We start from the raw sequence: 17,416 nt of genomic DNA on the forward strand, positions 1-17,416 counted from the left end.
CGCCTACCCTTGAGGCCACGAGTGGATGTACAGGTCGTACAACTCTTACGCCAACCTCACGAGCCTCGACGCCCAGTACCGATACTCGGAACACGTCGAGTTCTGTACCCTGGTACCCAGGTGATCATATGGCTCGACAGCGCCGCAGCGGACCTATGCCGCTCAAATTTCGAGTCCGGCCTCCGCAGGGCGGGCCGGGTCGCGGTGACCGGGGGGATCCGAGGGCGAAGTTGGACGAGGCCGCGACCCAGCAGGACCTTCCCACTGGTCTCGCAGCGGAGTTGGCAGCGGAAGGCTTCGGCGAGGCCGAAGAGATCGGTCGCGGCGGTTTCGGTGTGGTCTACCGCTGCTACGAATACGCCTTGGAACGTCACGTCGCGGTCAAGGTGCTCATGTCGGAGGTCCGCGGCGACGAGCGTGAGCAATTCGTCCAGGAGCAGCGCGCGCTGGGACGATTGTCTGGGCATCCGCACATCGTGCAGGTGCTGCAGGTCGATATCACGGCCACTGGACGGCCGTATATCGTGATGCCATTTTATGCGCGAGGCTCACTGGACACCGTGCTTCGCGCATCGGGTCCGCTGCGCTGGCCACTGGTGCTTTCGATCGGGGTGAAGATGGCTGGCGCGTTGGCCGCCGCGCATGCAATCGGAATTGTGCACCGAGACGTGAAGCCTGGCAACATCTTGCTGACCGACTACGGCGAACCTCAACTGGCGGACTTCGGAATCGCCAAGTTGGTGGACCAAACAACGACTTCCTCACGAAGAATCCAAGGTACACCCGCCTTCGCGGCACCAGAGGTGCTATCAGGCGAAACACCCACCTCGGCATCGGACATCTATGGTCTCGGCGCCACCCTGCACTGCCTGCTGACGGGCGGTGCCGCATTCGCACGCCGTACCGGCGAACCGCTCGTGGCCCAGCTCGCCCGCATTGCCACCGGTGCCGCACCAAGCCTGCGTGACCAGCACATACCGCTTGCCGTCTGCGAGGCAGTCGAAGCGGCGATGGCACCGAGACCGAAGGATCGACCGGCTTCGGTGATCGAGCTCGGCGAACGACTGCGGCAGGCACAACACGATTCTGGGCAGGCAGTGGATGGTATCGCCCTACCATCGAATGTCGATGAAATCGCCGTAACTTCCGCGTCGACCACCTCGTCGCGGCTGCGGACTCCCAGCCCCCTGCCATCTCTCCCGCCGCCGAGCACTGCGGTGAAGTTCCGACCGCCATCGGCTACCGGCACCATGATCGAGCGGACCCGCCTGGTGGAAATGCTGCGTCGCGGTAAGGACCGGCAGCTGACACTGATCCACGGCCCCGCCGGATTCGGAAAAACCACCCTCGCTGCACAATGGGCCCGGGATGTGGAATCTGAAGGAATGTCCGTGGCATGGCTTACCGCCGATTCGGACGATGACAACGTCGTCTGGTTTCTGTCCCACCTGGTCGAAGCCATCCGCCGCGCACGCCCGGAATTGGCGCGGGAACTGGGCACTCTGCTCGAAGAGAGAGCGTCCGACTCAACAAGGTACGTATTATCCTCGTTAATCGATGAAATCCATTCCAGCGACAGGGCTATGCTGATATTCATCGACGACTGGCATCAAGTCAAGAGCACAAGCACCCACGCAGCCATCGATTACCTTCTCGAAAACGGCTGTCATCACGTCAGCTTGGTGATTGCCAGCCGAACACGGACAGGCCTTCCGCTGAGCACAATGCGTGTACGCGACGAACTGGTCGAGATCGACGCCTCAGAATTGCGTTTCGATGTCTCGGAGGCCAACGCCTTCCTGGTGGAAGCCAACGCCCTGCCGCTCACGGCCCATGATGTCAGCCGGCTGCAGGACTCGACCGAGGGGTGGCCCGCCGCGCTTCAGTTGGCGTCGCTGTCGCTGCGACAGTACGACGATCCGGCCACATTCATCGATCACCTCACCGGCCGTCATCGCGCTGTTGCGGCATACCTCGCGGAGAATGTCCTCTCCTCCCTGGAGCCGTCGATGCTTGACTTCCTTATGGCCACCGCAATCACCGACAGGGTATGCGCGGATCTGGCGACCCGGCTCTCCGACTGCTCGGACAGCCAGGATTTGCTGGAAGAGATAGCAGATCGGAATCTATTCTTGCGCTGCCTGGATGAGGAGGCAGAATGGTTCCGGTACCACCGGCTGTTCGCAGATTATTTGCAACGTAGGCTCGTCCGAAGTGACCCTGGACGGCTCGCACATCTGCACCACCGGGCAGCCGAATGGTTCGCCGAACACGACACTCTCACCGCCGCAGTCGATCACGCGCTCGCCGCCCGCGAACCCGAATACGCGGTGGAACTGGTTGAGCAGCATGCCATGAATCTGATCGAACGCTTATGCATGGCCACGTTTCTCGGCCTGATGGCAAAGCTACCTGAGCAGCTGACGGAGTCTCGACCGCGGCTACAGGTCTGCCTGGCATGGGCATATGTCGGACTGCAGCGGCCAGAACGAATCCGGATCGCACTCCGTCGCGCGCATATCGCGCTCGATTCCCTTGCGGCACACGGCGATGAGGAAGTCGTCCTTCGCATCGAAGCGGAGGTTGCGGCTGGGGCCGAGCAATTCATGACCGACCGGTTCACCAGCCTATCCAAGTTGTTGGAAGAGCATCTGGAGCAAGCGCCGACCCCATTCATCGCCACCGGCACGGCGAATCTCGCCTCCATTGATGCCCTCAACCGCTTCGACTTTTCCGGCGCCCGGCGTTGGCAAGAGTGGGCGAAGCCCTATCACAGTCGATGCAAAGGCCCCTTCGGTGTGATGGAAGGCCACTGCATCGCGGGCCTGGCAGCATCCGAACAACTCGACCTCGTCCGCGCGGAGCAACATTTTGAAGCGGCGATCGCCCTGGCGCGTCCGAGCGGCTCGCAAACCTACGGCTCGCTGCTGTCCGGTGTGTTGCTTGGCGCCCTCCGGTACGAACAGGGAAACTTCGATGACGCGGAGGAACTGCTCGATGCTGGTGCTGAACTCGGTCGCTACGGCGGCGCCGTCTGGTTCCAGCTGGCCACATTCGGAATCGGAGCACGGATCAAGGCGCTGCGCGGCGATATCGACGCCGCACAACAGCGGCTCATCGAGGGTGAGGCGATTGCCGATGCCGAGTCGGTACCGCGCTTGGCTGCTCGAATCACTAACGAACGCATCAGGATCGGCCTACCGGTCCCAGAAGAAACTTGTGGCCTCCTCCTGCATCTGCCGTTGTACATCAAGCACAACAACACCATCCGATCGGCCACAGCCGAACTGGACCAAGACTCCGCAATACGCCTACTCCTGGCAATGGGAACCATATCTGCTACGGATGAAGCTCTCCGTCGCGCAGAGCAAATGGTTCACGAAATCCGGACTCAACACCGACCACGCGCGCTGACACAAGCACAGCTGATGCACGCCTGCTGCTTATGGGCCGCTGGGCAGACCGAAGCAGCCAAAATCGCATTGGCCCCACCACTCGCCCGATGCGCCGAGCAGCGCATGGTGCGCGTTGTGTCCGACTCCGGCCCGAACATCAACGCGGTCCTCGCCCGTTACGACCACCCTGGGACCACACCGCGTGTAGCGATCTTCCTCGAGCAACTCCTCCAGCGAAGCAGCACCACGACTAACCAAACCGTTGACTAGGGCTCATCAGGACACGCCTCCGCCGCGGCTCGGACTGCTCACAGTCATGGCGGTGGGCGGCGAGAATGATTGCGGTTACCGCCGCCGGTAATTCACACCGCGCGGCGTGCTGGCGTGTCGGCGAAGGCGGCGACCGCGCCGAGACCCAGATAGACGAGACCAGTGGCGTACCGTTGGCGGCGGCGGAAGGCAGGCCGGGCCCGCAGCCAGCCGCCGATCGATCCGGCAGCCAGCGCGTAGACAACGTCCGAGCCCAGTCCCAAGAGCGCAGTCACCAGGCCGAGGACCGCGATCTGCAGCGGCACCGCACCGGCGTGGTGGTCAACGAACTGCGGAAGGAAGGCGAGGAAGAACAGCACTACCTTCGGGTTGAACACGTTGACCAGCACCCCGTCGAGGTAGACGCGTCCTAGTGAGCTCGACGGCATCACGGGTTCTTCACGATCGTTGCCGCCGCGCAACGCCCGGAACGCCAGATACAGCAGATAGGCCGCACCCGCGTACCGCAACAACCCGAACGCCGTGGCGGAGGCCGCGATCAGCGCCGACAGCCCGGCCGCTGCCGCCGTCACGTGCAGCAGGGTTCCCGTCTCCACACCCAACGCCGACGCGATCCCCGCACGTCGCCCTTCGGCGATACTACGCGCGGTGATGTATAGGTGATTGGGTCCCGGAATGGCGACGAGCGTGACCGCCGCCAGTAGAAATAGCACGGGGTGGGTCATGCTCAGGAGCTAATCCGATGCGCCCCATCCTACGCAAGCCTCTGGCAGCCATTGACGGTCGCCCGCACGCAAGCTGACGCCGAAGCAGCTCGTCTGAATCAGTTATCTACCGCCCGGCGATGGTCCGCGGCTGTAGGCTGTCGGCCTCATGCAGTACCAGCGACTCGCGGACGGAATCGGCGCAGAGGAAGCCGTCCGGCTGCACCTGCGGCAGGGCGTCGGGACCAAGATGAACATTGGGTAGCTGAACCTAATCCAATCAAGGAGGAGCGGCTTTACAGACGTCGCGGAATTGGCACATGATGTTTGATCGCGATCAGATTTAGGGTTGCCTGAAAAAGGGCCGCGGAGTTTGCAATAAATCGACTTACAGGCGATTCAAATCTGCGCCTCCGGGGACTGTCGGGGCACTGCCTGCAGCCGTCGCGGATGGTGGTGGGGTGGCTGCATGTAGGGAAAGTTCATGATCATGAAGAAAAACTAAATTGATACGCCATCTCGTGCATGGCAATATTAATGCCGCTCCCAGCCGCCGCCAGCAGTGACCGTCGGCCGTGACCCGCGGGCGGGTCTCTGTAGGGTATTGAGCGAATTGTCAAGTGTCGCTTGAGCGGAGCCCATCGGCACTGGTCACACGAGGAGGTCCGAGCGAATGTACGCGTCGTCGGTATGTGCCGGAATCTTTGCGGGAGCCACGAGCTTCGCCCCTGTCGAGGCGGTGCGAGGGCTGCAAGGCCGCCCCGAGTTCACAGCGACCGTCGATGACATGACGAGCGGCCTGGACGGTACGGATCTGCCGCCGCTGCTCGAGCTCGTGGCCCGCGACCCGGCCGATCTCCGCGATCATCCCGATCCGGCGGTTGCGTCGCTGGTCCAGCTGACCACGGCGGTCGCGGCGCATGCGGTGGGTGGTGCCGACCGCTCGTCCCCGGGTGTCCTGCTCGGGCACAGTTTCGGTGAAATCGCTGCCCTGGTTGCCGGTGGGGCGTTTCTGCCGGCGGACGGGGTGCGGATCGTGCGGATGCGGATGCGGATCGCCGCCCGGATGCTGGACCACGGCGGGATGTCGGTCCTGAGCACCGACGCCCGGCGAGCCGAGCGCCTGGTCCGGGTCATCGGTTCGCCGTCGCTTGCGGTGGCGTGCCACAACGCACCCCGATCGACGGTGATCAGCGGAACTGCCAGTGACCTCGAGGTGGCCGCACGGGTGGCCGACAAGCTCGGTGTGCATGTGGTCCGATTGCCGGTTCGGTACGCCTATCACAGCCCGATGATGGCGCCGCTGGTGGACATGCTGCGAGCCGAGCTCGCCGAGTCGGGTGTGCGCCAGCGGGCATTGCGCACTCCGGTGCATTGTGTGTGCGACAACCGGCCGCACACCGATCAGGACGACTTGCTCGGGCATATCGCCGAGATGTTCGTGCGGCCGGTTCGTTTCCTGGACAGCATCCGCAGTCTCTACGACGCCGGTGTCGATCGATTCGTCGACTACGGTGACGGCGCGATCGCCCGCATGGTGGAGGCTACTGTGCCGGCAGTGGAGATTTCGTGTTCGCCGGGCGTGACCGGTGCACGCTCGGATCACCGCAAGCCCGCCCCACCTCAGCCGTCGGTCACCCGATCCGTCGAGACCGCAGATGTCGCGACGCCGCCGGCAACCGAGCAGATACCGCCCCCGCCGCCGGTCCCGGCGAGCACCGAGGATGTGCAGCGGCCGTCCCCCGTGCCCGCTGCGCCGTTCGCGCGCCGGGAGTTGGTGGCCGAATTGGCCACGATGTACGCCTCGGTGGTGGGCTATCCCGCCGAGGTGTTCACCGAGGACGTCGACCTGGAAGGCGACCTGGGCATCGACTCGTTGCGGCAGGTGGCGTTTCTGACCAAGGTCGCCGAGCGGTTCTCATTGCCCCGCAACGAGATTCGGATCAGTGAGTACCCGACCCTCGGAGCCATCGTCGACTCGGTTACCGCGCAATTGACCGCGGGCGCCCGGTGATGGCTGGTCAGCCCGTCGCCGTCGTCGGCATGGGTGTGGTGCTGCCCGGCATCAGCAGCCCGGACGATCTGTGGCGGGTCCTGTGCGGCGATCGCAACATCTTGACCGAGCCGTCGGCCGACCGTATGGATCTGCGGCACTTCTGGTCTGCCGATCCCGATGGCGCGGACAAATCCCGTCACCGGTACGGGGGCTTCATCGAACAGTTCGTCCCGCATCCCGAGCTCATGGCGGACATCCGGTCGGGTGCATGGTCGGCGGCGGAGGATCCGCCCGCGACCTGGCTACGGCATTGTGCCCTGCAGACCCTGCAGGGACTCGAACTCGGCGCTCACGACCGTGTTCTGCTCGAGGTGGCGGTCGCCGTCGACACGCTGCAAGCCCTGGAATCGCGGATGGTCGGGCATGGTTTGAGCCGGATGCTGGGCGATGCCCTGGAACTGGGTGACGACAGCGGCCGGGCGAAATGCCTGCGAATACGTCAGATTCTGAGTCGTCGATACGGCAGTGATCTCGACGGCCATCTGCCCGACGACATCTGCCGCAGGGCATTCGCGGGTCTGCTCCCGCCCCTGCGGGAACTGGATATCGTCACCGCGACCTGCGGGTCGGCGCTGACCGCGATCAATCTCGCAGTGCAACGATTGCGGGCCGGAGCATGCGACATCGCGATATGCGGTGCGGCACACGAGTTGACCCCACGGGCCATGGTGGCATTGTCCAATGCTGGTGTGCTGGGCGATATTCCGGAGATCCGTGCGCTCGACCAGGACGCGCACGGCACGGCCTTCGGTGACGGCGCGGCCTTGGTGGCATTGGAAACTCTGGATCGGGCCCGGGCAGCCGGTCATCGGGTGCTGGCGGTGATCACGGGCTCCGGCGCGGCCTCCGACGGCCGGGGCCGGTCGCCGGGAGCGCCTAATCCACGCGGACAGCAGCTGGCGATCACCCGTGCCTGGGAGGCTGCCGGTATCGGTGCCGATGACCTGGACGTCGTGGTGACACACGGTACCGGGACCCGGGCAGGTGACCCGGTCGAGGTCGAGGTTCTGCGTCAGATGGTCACTGACCGGTCCGCCCCGCTACCGGTCGTCAGTAACAAGTCGCTGGTCAGCCACACCGGAATCTGTGCCGGCATGGTCTCGATCCTGCACGGGATCCTGGCGCTGCGGCACGAAACCATCCCCGCCCAACAATATTTCACCTCGGCCGACCGGGATCTGGGTGGGCTGGTCGTGCCGACCACCCCGACACCATGGCCGGCTCGCGCCGATCGGCCGCGGGTGGCGGCCCTGTCGGCCTTCGGCCTCGGCGGTGTCAACACCCACTTGATCCTCAGCGACGGCCCGACCGGTCACCTCGACCGCCCTGCCGCTGATCCGAATCCGATCGTGCTGGCCGGCTGGAGTGGCCGATTTCCTGGGGACATCGACCGGTCGGCTGTCGAACAGTGGTTGACCGGCGCGGGCGCCCCGCCACCGAAGTCGTTCGGTGACACCTTTCCCCTGCCCGGCTTCACCGAGCTGCGGATCCCGCCGGTGGCCGTCGAGCACATGGATCGCACGGAGATCCTCGCTCTGCGCTCTGTCGCCGAACTCATCGACCAGCTGGGAATGCGGTGGGAGGAGCTGCGCGGAACCACCGGCGTGGTCGTCGCGCACGCCGGGCACATGCGTGCGGCGGTACTCAGCGCTCAACGGTGCTATCTGGAGGATTGCGCGGACGCGATCGGCGCCCAGTACGACACCGAACTCCAGGCCGCCGTGGACGCTGTCGCCGCGACACTGCACGCGCAGGTTCCGGCGATGGCCCAGGACACCGCGGTAACCACCGTGGGCGCCAGCCTCATCGGAGGCTGGGTCACCAACTATTTCAACTTGCAGGGCCCGCATCTGGCGGTGGAGAACACCGACAACGCCGGTCTGTCGGCTGTGCGGATCGCCGAATACTATCTGCGTCACGGCGGCATGGACCTGATGTTCGTGATCGGTGTCAACGCCAACTCCGAACCCGAACTCGCCGCCGCGTTGCCGGCGCACTTGCGTGCGCAGGCGGACGTCGCCGAGGGGGCGGTGGCCATCGCGCTGGCTCGCCGGGACGTCACCGACAAGCTCGCGGTGCCCGTTCTCGCGACCGTGTGCACGCAGATGGAATCGGCGGTGGAGAACGCCGGATCAGCACGGATCGGCAACCGCACCTACGTCGGCGCGGATGGCCTACTCGCCATCCTGCGTGCCGTCGCGGCCGGCGAGAGTGCCCGGATCAATGCGAGCCGATCCGACTGTCCTACTGTCATTGTCGATATCGCAGCACCTGTTGAATCGACCGGTTCCGGTGCCGGCATCAATCACAGCCGGACGAGTGAGGATTCGGGCGACGGTGGTATCGCAGGTGGTGATGCCGGCATTCCGAGCCGGGATCGTGACGCCGACAGCACCGCTCCGGGCACACCGGAGTTGATCGTCACTCGCACTCGCCTGGAGTTCGGTGCGCTGGCCGAGGCGGCAGCCGACTGCACCCCGGTAGTGGCGCTCACCCCCACCACCCTGGTGGTGACCGACGATCCGGTGCTCGCACGCGCCCTCGGTAAACGGGTGCCGTGCACGATATGGGTTGTCGGCCAAGAACTTCCCGATTTGACCGCGCCGGTCGAGCATGTGCGGGTACTGAGTCGGTTGCATGCCTCCAACAGGCTCGATCCCTGGTCCGGCGGCACCATCGAGAAGCTGTGCGCGCTGCACGATCTGACGTTCACCGCACTTCAGCGCTGCGCGAGCGAACTGGTCGCAGGCGCGAGTTTCGCGGTTCTGCTCATGGACGCCGTCTGGAACCGCCTGCCACACCCTAGTACCGGACTGTTCAGCGGGCTGATGAAAACAGTTGCCGTCGAGTTCCCGCAGGCACGCTGCTGGTGTGTCTGTACCGATACCCCGGATCTGGACGACGCGCTGGATCAGCTTGCGGCCGAATCGGCACTCGAGCACCATCTGGGACTCGTCCTGCGCTCCGGGCAACACCGGCTCGGCTATGTGCTGACCGCGCTCGACACGGCTGCCGACGACGGCGTATCCCTCGCATCCGGTCTGCTCACCGACCACAGTGTGGTGGTGGCGACCGGCGGCGCGGGTGGGGTGATGGGTCCACTGTTGACCTCCCTGGCCCGCGACCACAAGCCAGTCGTCTACATCCTGGGCCGCACCGCTGCTCCTGGGCCGGATTTCCACGCTCCCGCCCCCGACCGCGCCGGCTACATCACCGAGCAGCTCCGGCAATGTAGCCGGCTGTCACCGAAAACTCTGGCAGCGCAGTGGGAATCAGCGCGAAAGCAACAGGCGATCAGCGATCTGATCACCGACGTGGCCGAGCACAGCGGCCGGGCCCGAGTTCACTACCTGGCCTGCGACATCACCGACGAAGCGGCGGTGCGCAAGGCCATCGATCACATCCACCACGCCGAAGGCGGCATCGATCTACTCATCCACGCCGCGTCAGGGGCCGCACCGGCCGCCATCACCCGCAAGGACATCTCGGCGTTCCGGCGCGGACGTGACACCAAGGTCGCCGGCTATGTGAATCTGCGCCGTGCGCTCGAAGGCCGCCGTCCCCGGCTGTGGTTCAATTTCGGCTCGGTCATCGGATTCGTGGGCTGGCCCGCGGAAGCCGACTACGCCTCGGCCAACGACTTTCTCAGCACCTCGGCGATGTGGAATGCGCGCATCGACAACACCGCCGAGGTGACAGTGAACTGGACGGCCTGGGACGGGTTGGGCCTGACCGGTGACCCCGTCGTCCAGGACACCATGCGCGGGCTGGGGATCACCGAATTCATGTCGGCCGACGAAGCCTATCTGCGTTTGCGGCAGGCCATCGACAACCCGGACCGGCCGCCGGTCATCGTCCATCTCCCGCGATCCGAACGTGATGTGGTGGCCGCGCAGGCCCCGCGCCTGCAGATCGGGCCCGAGTCGGTCCCCGTACCGGAATTCGTCTTCCCTGACGACAGTCACGTGTATTTCGAGTACACCTACGACACCGCCAAGGAAAGCTACCTGGCGGCCCATATCGTTCGTGGCAGACCGCTCATGCCCGGGTCGGTGCCGATGGAGCTGGCGTTGGAGGCCGCTCTGCGCCTGGCCCCCGGCCTGCGGCCGACCGGCTTCCGCGACCTCGAACTCCACGTCCCGCTGCGTGCGACAGCGAACCGGCCCAAGACTGTTCGGGTCAGCGCCACCATCATCGAACGCGGCGACGACCACGCCAGAATCCGTTGTTGGATAACCTCGGATATCCGGCATCCCGGCGACGGGCGGGTTCTCGACAAGCGGCTGCACAGCGAACTCGACGTCCTGCTGGCCCGCGACCTTTCCGTACCGGCACCCTGGACTCGCCCCAACCCGATGCCCGCACGTTCGGTGCCCAATCCCATCTACCTGCCCAACGACCTGTGTCATGTGTTCGGGCCCTACGTGACCACTACCGGGCATGCCGCCGACGCTGCCGGGGCACACTCCACCTTCGCCGCCGACTCCGGCACTGCACCGGGCTTTGCGACGTTCGGCCGCGTGCCCACGATTCTGCTGCAGGGGGTGCTGGAACTGGCGGTACTCGCCGGCACCGGGCAAGAACGGATTCCGATGGTCCTCATCCACCGGATCGCCGAGATCGACCTGTACACCCCGCACAACGATGCGACGGTGCTGGCAGCCCACGGTTCACAGCTGGAATTCTTTGCCGAACCGCCGCACCGCGGCGGCGGCCTGCTCGCCATCGCCGACGGCGCGCTGCTCCTGCGGGCCGCAGGTGTGGAAACCGCAGACTTGGGCCACTACGACCTGACCACCCGGCAGTTCCACGACTATGCCGGCACCGTTGCCGCCGATACCACCGAGTCAGGACCGTCCTTTGTGCACGGCTGAACGAGCAACCGTCTCGTCCGGGCTGCTCGGACCGGACCAGGTGTGGACCACCGATCTGCCCGGCAGGGACAGTTTCCTGAACCATCACCGCCTGCACACCAAACCGCTGCTTCCAGCCGCGTTCGCTATGGCGCTGGCGGCCGAAGCCGTCGGCCGGCGGGCACCGATCTCCTTCGAGAACGTCACCTTCCATGCCCCGATGTACGCATCGACAATCCCTGCCGCCTACCGCTTCCTTCCGCATCCAGCAGGTATGCGAATCGTGTTCGGGGATCCGGCCAACGGCTTGACGTGTGCGGAATTCGACATACGCGACTGTCCCGCGCAGTTGCCCGGCCCCGCCTCCGAGCCTGCGGACCTGATCAGCACGGTATACGGGCCGTACGTCGGCACAGCGGCTCTGGATATGAGTGGGCCCTTCGTGGGACTGCGGCAGCTACGGGCCCGTGCCGGTCGCGCCCGGGCCCGCTACCAGCCACGGCTACCCGACACCCCGACGATGTATCCGGATTTCCCGATCTGCGCGCGACTGGTCGACGCCATGATCCAACTGGCCCTGGTCAGCCTGGGTGCCCGGCGCGGCGGAATGCATCAGCTACTACCCAGCGGCTGGGACGCGGTCCGCGTCGATTGCCCCGAGACGGACCGGCAGCTGCTCGCCCGGCATCCCGAAGGAATCGAACTGCATGCCGAGACGCGCGGCGCACGAGACGCGGACGTCATCGCCACGACACCTACGGGACATCCAATAGCACACCTCATCGGCCTGCGGGCCGTCGACCTGACCAGGAGACCGCGTGACACGCGATGATCCGACACGCCCGTTCGAAGGGAAAGTGGTACTCGTCACCGGCGGCGCACGCGGTGTCGGGCGCGTGATCGTGCACAGCTTCGCACGGGCCGGCGCTCACGTGCTGATCAACTACTTCCACGCCGTCGACGACGCTCCAAACCCTTGCCGGTGAATTCACCGCGATGAACGTTCGTCACAAACTGGTGCGCGGATCGGTGGCCAAACCTGAACAGGTGCAACAGATGTTCGGACTGGGACCGCGCGATCAACACCAACCTGATGGGCACCCTCTGGTGCTCACAACAGGCCGCGCCGCTGATCGCACGACGCGGCACAGGTGCGATCGTCAACCTGTCCTCCTCCGGAGTGCCACACATCCTGCCCGGCTACTCCGCCATCGCCGCGACCAAGGCGGCGGTGGAAACACTCACCCGCTACATCGCCGCGGAATACGCGCCACTGAATATTCGAGTGAACACCGCATCGGCAGGACCGCTCGACTCACCGGTACTCACCCAATTCCCTGAAGCAGACACACTGCGAACCGCACTCGAACGAGCCACCCCCTAGCCCCAATACCAGTGATTTAAGGATATTCAGTTCTCGGTGTTGTGTTGGCTGCTGGCGTTGTCGAGGCGGTTCGCCAGTGTGGGGCGATGGTGACTGCTTCGATCGGATTCGGTTGTCGTGGAACCCGATTGCGGTGTTTATCGCGTTTGACCTTGAAGCCCGACATTTTGCGTTTGACGACGCGGGGGTTGGTTCGTCCGCGTCTGGGTGGCAGCAGGTGGCGGGCGATCTCACGCAGGCCCTCGGCCAATGCTGTGGCCAGGGGTCAGGGGGAAAAACCCGCCTGCGCGGTCACCTGGCGGCGCGCGAGGCGGATGCTGCGGGTGAACGATAACCGGTCGGCGTCGATACGGGCGGCGTCGGCGGTGTCGTGCATCAGGGTGCGAATGGCGTAGTGCACCAGCAGGTGTCCCCAGATCTCCTGCTCGACACCCTCGGGCGAACGGGACCGCAGCACTTGCGCGGGTCCGCGCTGGTGGGTCTTCAACTCATCGAGTGCGGTCTCGATCTCCCAGCGCTCGTGATACAACGCGGCCAGCTCGGTCGCCGGGGCCGCGGCGGGATCCAGGATCGTAGTGATCAACCGGTAAGGCGCCTCCTGCTCCGGGAATCCCGGTCCCTCGAGGGTGTACTCGATAACCCGCACCCTCGTCGGATCGGCGCGTTTGCGGTGATCTTTCGCCTCCACGATCTCCGACAGATACGAGCCGTCGCCCAACTCCTCGACCACCGGAAGGATGAGGTGGGATCGTATGCGCCACAACAGATCAGCACCACCAGCGCACGCCGCTCGCCACAGTTGCACACCGGTGAAACCGCGGTCGGCCAGCAACAGATCGCCAGGCCTCAGATGCCCGAACAGTCCACGGGCCAGGACCGGTTCAGCGGTCGTGAACGACCCCAGAGCCGCCGCAGTGATCGCATGCGTGCCGCACTCGGCCAAAGCCACCATCCGCACCTGCGGATACGCGCACCGCTCGGTGCGATGCGTCTTCGGGCGCCCGAAATGCTCTGCGTTCTCAGCACTGTCGGGGACATCGAAGGTGGTGCCGTCCACCGCGACCAGCCGCCACCGCCGATACCAGCCACCTGGGGTCGATTCGGTCGCCAACGGCCGCGCAACCTCAGCGAACAACGCCCGCAACGGCGCCGGACCCAGCTTCACCCGAGCCCGCGAGATCGCCGCGGTGGTGGGCACCTGCCACGACCCCGACCAGCGCTTGGCCCACACCAAACCCTGCGTGAGCAGCCGCGCAACCTCCTCATAACCCTGACCGGAGAACAAGCACATCGCCAGCACGAAATACACCACCACACGCGGCGGCAGCAACCGTGTCCGCTGTCCCGCCCGCCCCGCAATCGGCCACCACCCGATCCACCAACTCCGGCGGAAACGTCCTCGTCAGCAACCCGACCGCGATGCGGTCGGGCAACCGCTCCTCGGTCTCCGTCTTGACCTGCCCCGGCCTCGGCATCCACATACCTCCCAGCCGCAGACCCTACCAGTCAAAACACTTAAGTCACTGGTATTGGGTTTAGGCCAGAACAATGCCGCCGGTATGGGCTGGATCTGTACCTAGATCTATGGCCTTCATCGTTAAGGCGGTCGCGCGAGACGACGGCCGGGCCTGCACCTTTCTCACCTGCTTCACTCACTCAGCTCTGAGAGCCAGGATGGATGTCTGACGTATCGGTTCACCAGTATCGGGTTGTTCTGACCCCGAGTCCTATTCAGCGAATCGGCGCGTTCGCTCTCGCCGCGTTAGCCGAGATCGAGCATCCCGAGGAACTGACGCCTGAGCAGTTCACGAACGTGGTCGAGATGATGACTCAGCATCTCGAGGTGACCGCAGACGTCGCCAAAGCAGCCGAGCCTGGTGGGTTCTGGCTTGGTGTGAGTTATCTGTTGTGGCCGAACTCGAAGATCAATCCCACCTCCCGCGGCAAGCAATTGCCAGAGGAGCGACGCGAGTGGATCCGGCAGTGGCGGTCGTGGCCCGTCCCCACTGAATGAGACCGCTCGGTATTAGAGTCCTGATGGCCCTGATGAGGGTCGGAAGGGACACTGAGGGACATGGCAGGACGCAAGCGGCATTCCGCGGAGGAGATCGTGCGGAAGCTGCGCCGTGCCGACGAGCTGGCCGCGGAGGGCCGCTCGGGTGAGGAGATCGCCGCCGAGCTGGAGGTCTCGGCGGCCACGCTGTACAACTGGCGCCGCCAGTACGGCGGGATGGGCACCGACGCCGCGAAAGAGCTCAAGGAGCTGCGAGAGCAGAACGCGCGGTTGAAGCGACTGTTGGCCGATGCGGAGTTGGAGAAGGACGCGCTGCGGGAGATCGCCAAGGGAAAATGGTGAGCCCGGCCGCTCGCCGCCGCGTCGTGGACATGCTGAAAGACGGTTTCGGTATGTCGGAACGCTTCGCGTGCAGGGTGGTCGGGCTTTCGCGTTCGACCTATCGCCGTGTGCCGGTGGCTGCCACGCCGGCCGATCCGGCCGGTCTGCGGGGCCTGGCTGCGCGGCTACGCCACGAAACATCCGTGTCACGGGTTCCGCCGTGCCTGGGCGTCGCTGCGGTTCGACGAGAGCCACGCGGTGAACAAGAAGCGGGTGCACCGGCTGTGGCGGGAGGAGGGCCTGCAGGTGCGTGAGCATCACCCGCGCAAACGCGCGGGTGTTTCGTCGATGCCGCCGATCGACGCGGATGCACCGAAGGTGGTGTGGGCGTTGGACTTCCAGTTCGACTCCACCATCGACGGGCGGGCGGTGAAGATCGCGTCGATGGTCGACGAGCACACCCGCGAGTCGCTGCTGCACCTGGTGGAGCGGTCGATCACGGCTGAGCGACTTGTCGACGAATTGGAGAAGGTGTTCGCGGTCCGCGGCGCGCCGAAGGTGCTGCGGATGGACAACGGGCCGGAGATGATTTCCCAAGCGCTGCAACGGTTCTGCGCGAACACGGTCGGAATGGTCTATATCCCGCCGGGCACGCCGTGGAACAACGGGTTCGTCGAGTCGTTCAACCGGCGGCTGCGCACCGAATGCCTGAACCGCAACCACTGGACCAGCCTGCTCGAGGCCCGCGTGGTGATCGGCGACTTCAAGAATGAACACAACCGAGGGCATCGCCACTCGGCTCTGGGTTATCTCACGCCCACCGAATACGCAGCCCGCTGCACCCACCGCCACCACCCAGTGGCCTGCACCATCAACTGAAACTGGATCGAATACAACCCGGACTCAAAGACCGGGTGGTCCCGCCATCGGGGACCGGCCACACAACCTAGCAACAGTCGTAGTTCGTTACTTTGATTGCGGGTCTATCTCGCTAACGGCTCCTCTCGGTGTCAAGCCTCGATGAGTAGAGAGGTACCAACTTGTTGAATCGGAGCCGGTTCGTGGTCTGCAGCCTCGATCTTCGGGACTGCTGCACGGATAGGTGACAACCGAGTTGGCTTGCCCTTCGGGTGGGCTGGAAGGATGTCATCGTGCCGAAGCCCTATCCCCGTGAGTTCCGCGACGATGTCGTGCGTGTGGCTCGCAATCGCGACGATGGTGTGACGCTGGAGCAGATCGCCGCCGATTTCGGGATCCACCCGATGACGCTGTCGAAATGGATGCGTCAGGCCGACGTCGACGAGGGAACCAAACCGGGCACCAGCACGAGCGAGTCGGCCGAGCTGCGGGCGGCGAAACGGCGAATCCGGTTGCTGGAGCAGGAGAACGAGGTCCTCAAACGGGCCGCCGCTTATTTCGCGCAGGCGAACCTGCCGGGAAAATGATCTACCCGCTCGTCCGCGAGCTGGCCGAAGACGGGATCCCCGTCACGGTGACGTGCCGGGTGCTGAAACTGGCTCGTCAGCCGTACTACCGATGGCTGGCCGAACCGGTCACTGCCGCCGAACTCGACCAGGCGTATCGGGCCAACGCGCTGTTCGACGCCCATCGCGACGATCCCGAATTCGGGTACCGATTTCTCGCCGACGAGGCCCGCGCCGCCGGTGAACCGATGGCCGACCGCACTGCATGGCGGATCTGTTCGGCCCAGGGCTGGTGGAGTGCGTTCGGCAAGAAGCGACGCGGAAAGGGCAAGGCCGGCCCGCCGGTCCACGATGACCTGGTCCAACGCGACTTCACCGCTGAGGCTCCGAATCGGTTGTGGCTGGCCGACATTTCCGAACATCAGACAGGCGAGGGCAAGCTCTACATTTGTGCGGTCAAGGACGTCTATTCCAACCGGATCGTCGGCTACTCCATCGACTCACGCATGAAATCGGCGCTGGCGGTGCACGCGCTCAACAATGCGGTGGCTCGCCGTGGCGAGGTGGCCGGTTGCATTCTGCACACCGACCGCGGATCGCAATTTCGCAGCCGGAAATTCGTGCGAGCCCTGACTCGTCACGGCATGGCCGGGTCGATGGGCCGTGTCGGCGCGGCCGGTGACAATGCCGCCATGGAGAGTTTCTTCGCGCTGCTGCAGAAGAATGTCCTCGACCGCCGATCCTGGTGCAGCCGTGAGGAATTGCGCATCGCGATCGTCACCTGGATCGAACGGACCTACCACCGCCGCCGACGCCAAGCTACCCTCGGCCGTTTGACGCCGGTCCAATACGAGACCATCATGACCCCACCGGCCAGTCAGGCCGCGTGATCGAATCTGTCACCCGATCGTGCAGCAGTCCCTTCGAGGCTGCGGTCGCGGGGTCGCTCGGCAAAACACCGGTCGCCCTCCTGGGGCAGCTGACCCGACCACGAA

General features: G+C 64.9%; 9 protein-coding genes and 2 pseudogenes. 9 read left to right on the forward strand and 2 right to left on the reverse strand.

The genetic code is table 11. The features are described from left to right. The first annotated feature begins 230 nt into the window (after nt 1–230). Complete coding sequence (locus OHA40_RS30280; protein WP_330230243.1) at nt 231–3,665, forward strand: protein kinase domain-containing protein; 3,435 nt, start codon at nt 231–233, stop codon at nt 3,663–3,665. A 92-nt stretch (nt 3,666–3,757) separates the two neighbouring features. Here the strand turns inward: OHA40_RS30280 and OHA40_RS30285 are convergent, their stop codons facing one another. Then, nucleotides 3,758–4,390, reverse strand: coding sequence for a LysE family translocator (locus OHA40_RS30285; protein WP_330230244.1), 633 nt, complete (start codon nt 4,388–4,390; stop codon nt 3,758–3,760). A 766-nt stretch (nt 4,391–5,156) separates the two neighbouring features. Here OHA40_RS30285 and OHA40_RS30290 point away from each other — a divergent pair. The 5 genes from OHA40_RS30290 (at nt 5,157) to OHA40_RS30310 (ending at nt 12,662) form a co-directional block, all read left to right on the forward strand. After that, complete coding sequence (locus tag OHA40_RS30290; protein WP_330230245.1) at nt 5,157–6,383, forward strand: acyltransferase domain-containing protein; 1,227 nt, start codon at nt 5,157–5,159, stop codon at nt 6,381–6,383. After that, on the forward strand, nt 6,383–11,299 hold the full coding sequence (locus tag OHA40_RS30295; RefSeq protein ID WP_330230246.1) for an SDR family NAD(P)-dependent oxidoreductase: 4,917 nt from the start codon (nt 6,383–6,385) through the stop codon (nt 11,297–11,299). Before OHA40_RS30290 ends, OHA40_RS30295 begins: the two co-directional genes overlap by 1 nt. Next, entirely contained in the window at nt 11,286–12,110 is an 825-nt protein-coding gene (locus tag OHA40_RS30300; RefSeq protein ID WP_330230247.1) for a polyketide synthase dehydratase domain-containing protein, read from the forward strand. The genes OHA40_RS30295 and OHA40_RS30300 overlap by 14 nt, the downstream gene beginning before the upstream one ends. Further along, nucleotides 12,097–12,264 (forward strand): SDR family NAD(P)-dependent oxidoreductase, encoded by a 168-nt coding sequence (locus OHA40_RS30305; RefSeq protein WP_330230248.1) that lies wholly within the window; start codon nt 12,097–12,099, stop codon nt 12,262–12,264. Before OHA40_RS30300 ends, OHA40_RS30305 begins: the two co-directional genes overlap by 14 nt. 107 nt (nt 12,265–12,371) lie before the next feature. Continuing rightward, complete coding sequence (locus OHA40_RS30310) at nt 12,372–12,662, forward strand: SDR family oxidoreductase (RefSeq protein WP_330230249.1); 291 nt, start codon at nt 12,372–12,374, stop codon at nt 12,660–12,662. A 265-nt stretch (nt 12,663–12,927) separates the two neighbouring features. Here OHA40_RS30310 and OHA40_RS30315 read toward each other — a convergent pair. Then, nucleotides 12,928–14,137 (reverse strand): annotated as a pseudogene (locus OHA40_RS30315) (IS4 family transposase). A 203-nt stretch (nt 14,138–14,340) separates the two neighbouring features. Here OHA40_RS30315 and OHA40_RS30320 point away from each other — a divergent pair. From OHA40_RS30320 to OHA40_RS30330, 3 genes and pseudogenes are all read left to right on the forward strand, one after another. Beyond that, nucleotides 14,341–14,676 (forward strand): hypothetical protein, encoded by a 336-nt coding sequence (locus OHA40_RS30320; protein ID WP_330230250.1) that lies wholly within the window; start codon nt 14,341–14,343, stop codon nt 14,674–14,676. 60 nt (nt 14,677–14,736) lie between these two features. Beyond that, nucleotides 14,737–15,876 (forward strand): annotated as a pseudogene (locus OHA40_RS30325) (IS3 family transposase). A 272-nt stretch (nt 15,877–16,148) separates the two neighbouring features. Then, a protein-coding gene (locus OHA40_RS30330) for an IS3 family transposase (RefSeq protein WP_330230251.1) occupies nt 16,149–17,311 on the forward strand; the annotation gives its coding sequence in 2 pieces (ribosomal slippage) (nt 16,149–16,433 and nt 16,436–17,311; 1,161 coding nt in all). The last annotated feature ends 105 nt before the right edge of the window (nt 17,312–17,416 follow it).

The sequence above is a fragment of the Nocardia sp. NBC_00508 genome (assembly GCF_036346875.1).
In the GTDB taxonomy this organism is placed as follows: domain Bacteria; phylum Actinomycetota; class Actinomycetes; order Mycobacteriales; family Mycobacteriaceae; genus Nocardia.

What these genes read in the sequence shown, in the direction of transcription:
- OHA40_RS30310 (WP_330230249.1), top strand. Translation starts at nt 12,372, where the DNA reads ATGGGCACCCTCTGGTGCTCACAACAGGCCGCGCCGCTGATCGCACGA.
- OHA40_RS30295 (WP_330230246.1), top strand. Translation starts at nt 6,383, where the DNA reads ATGGCTGGTCAGCCCGTCGCCGTCGTCGGCATGGGTGTGGTGCTGCCC.
- OHA40_RS30290 (WP_330230245.1), top strand. Translation starts at nt 5,157, where the DNA reads ATGACGAGCGGCCTGGACGGTACGGATCTGCCGCCGCTGCTCGAGCTC.
- OHA40_RS30285 (WP_330230244.1), bottom strand. Translation starts at nt 4,390, where the DNA reads ATGACCCACCCCGTGCTATTTCTACTGGCGGCGGTCACGCTCGTCGCC.
- OHA40_RS30320 (WP_330230250.1), top strand. Translation starts at nt 14,341, where the DNA reads ATGTCTGACGTATCGGTTCACCAGTATCGGGTTGTTCTGACCCCGAGT.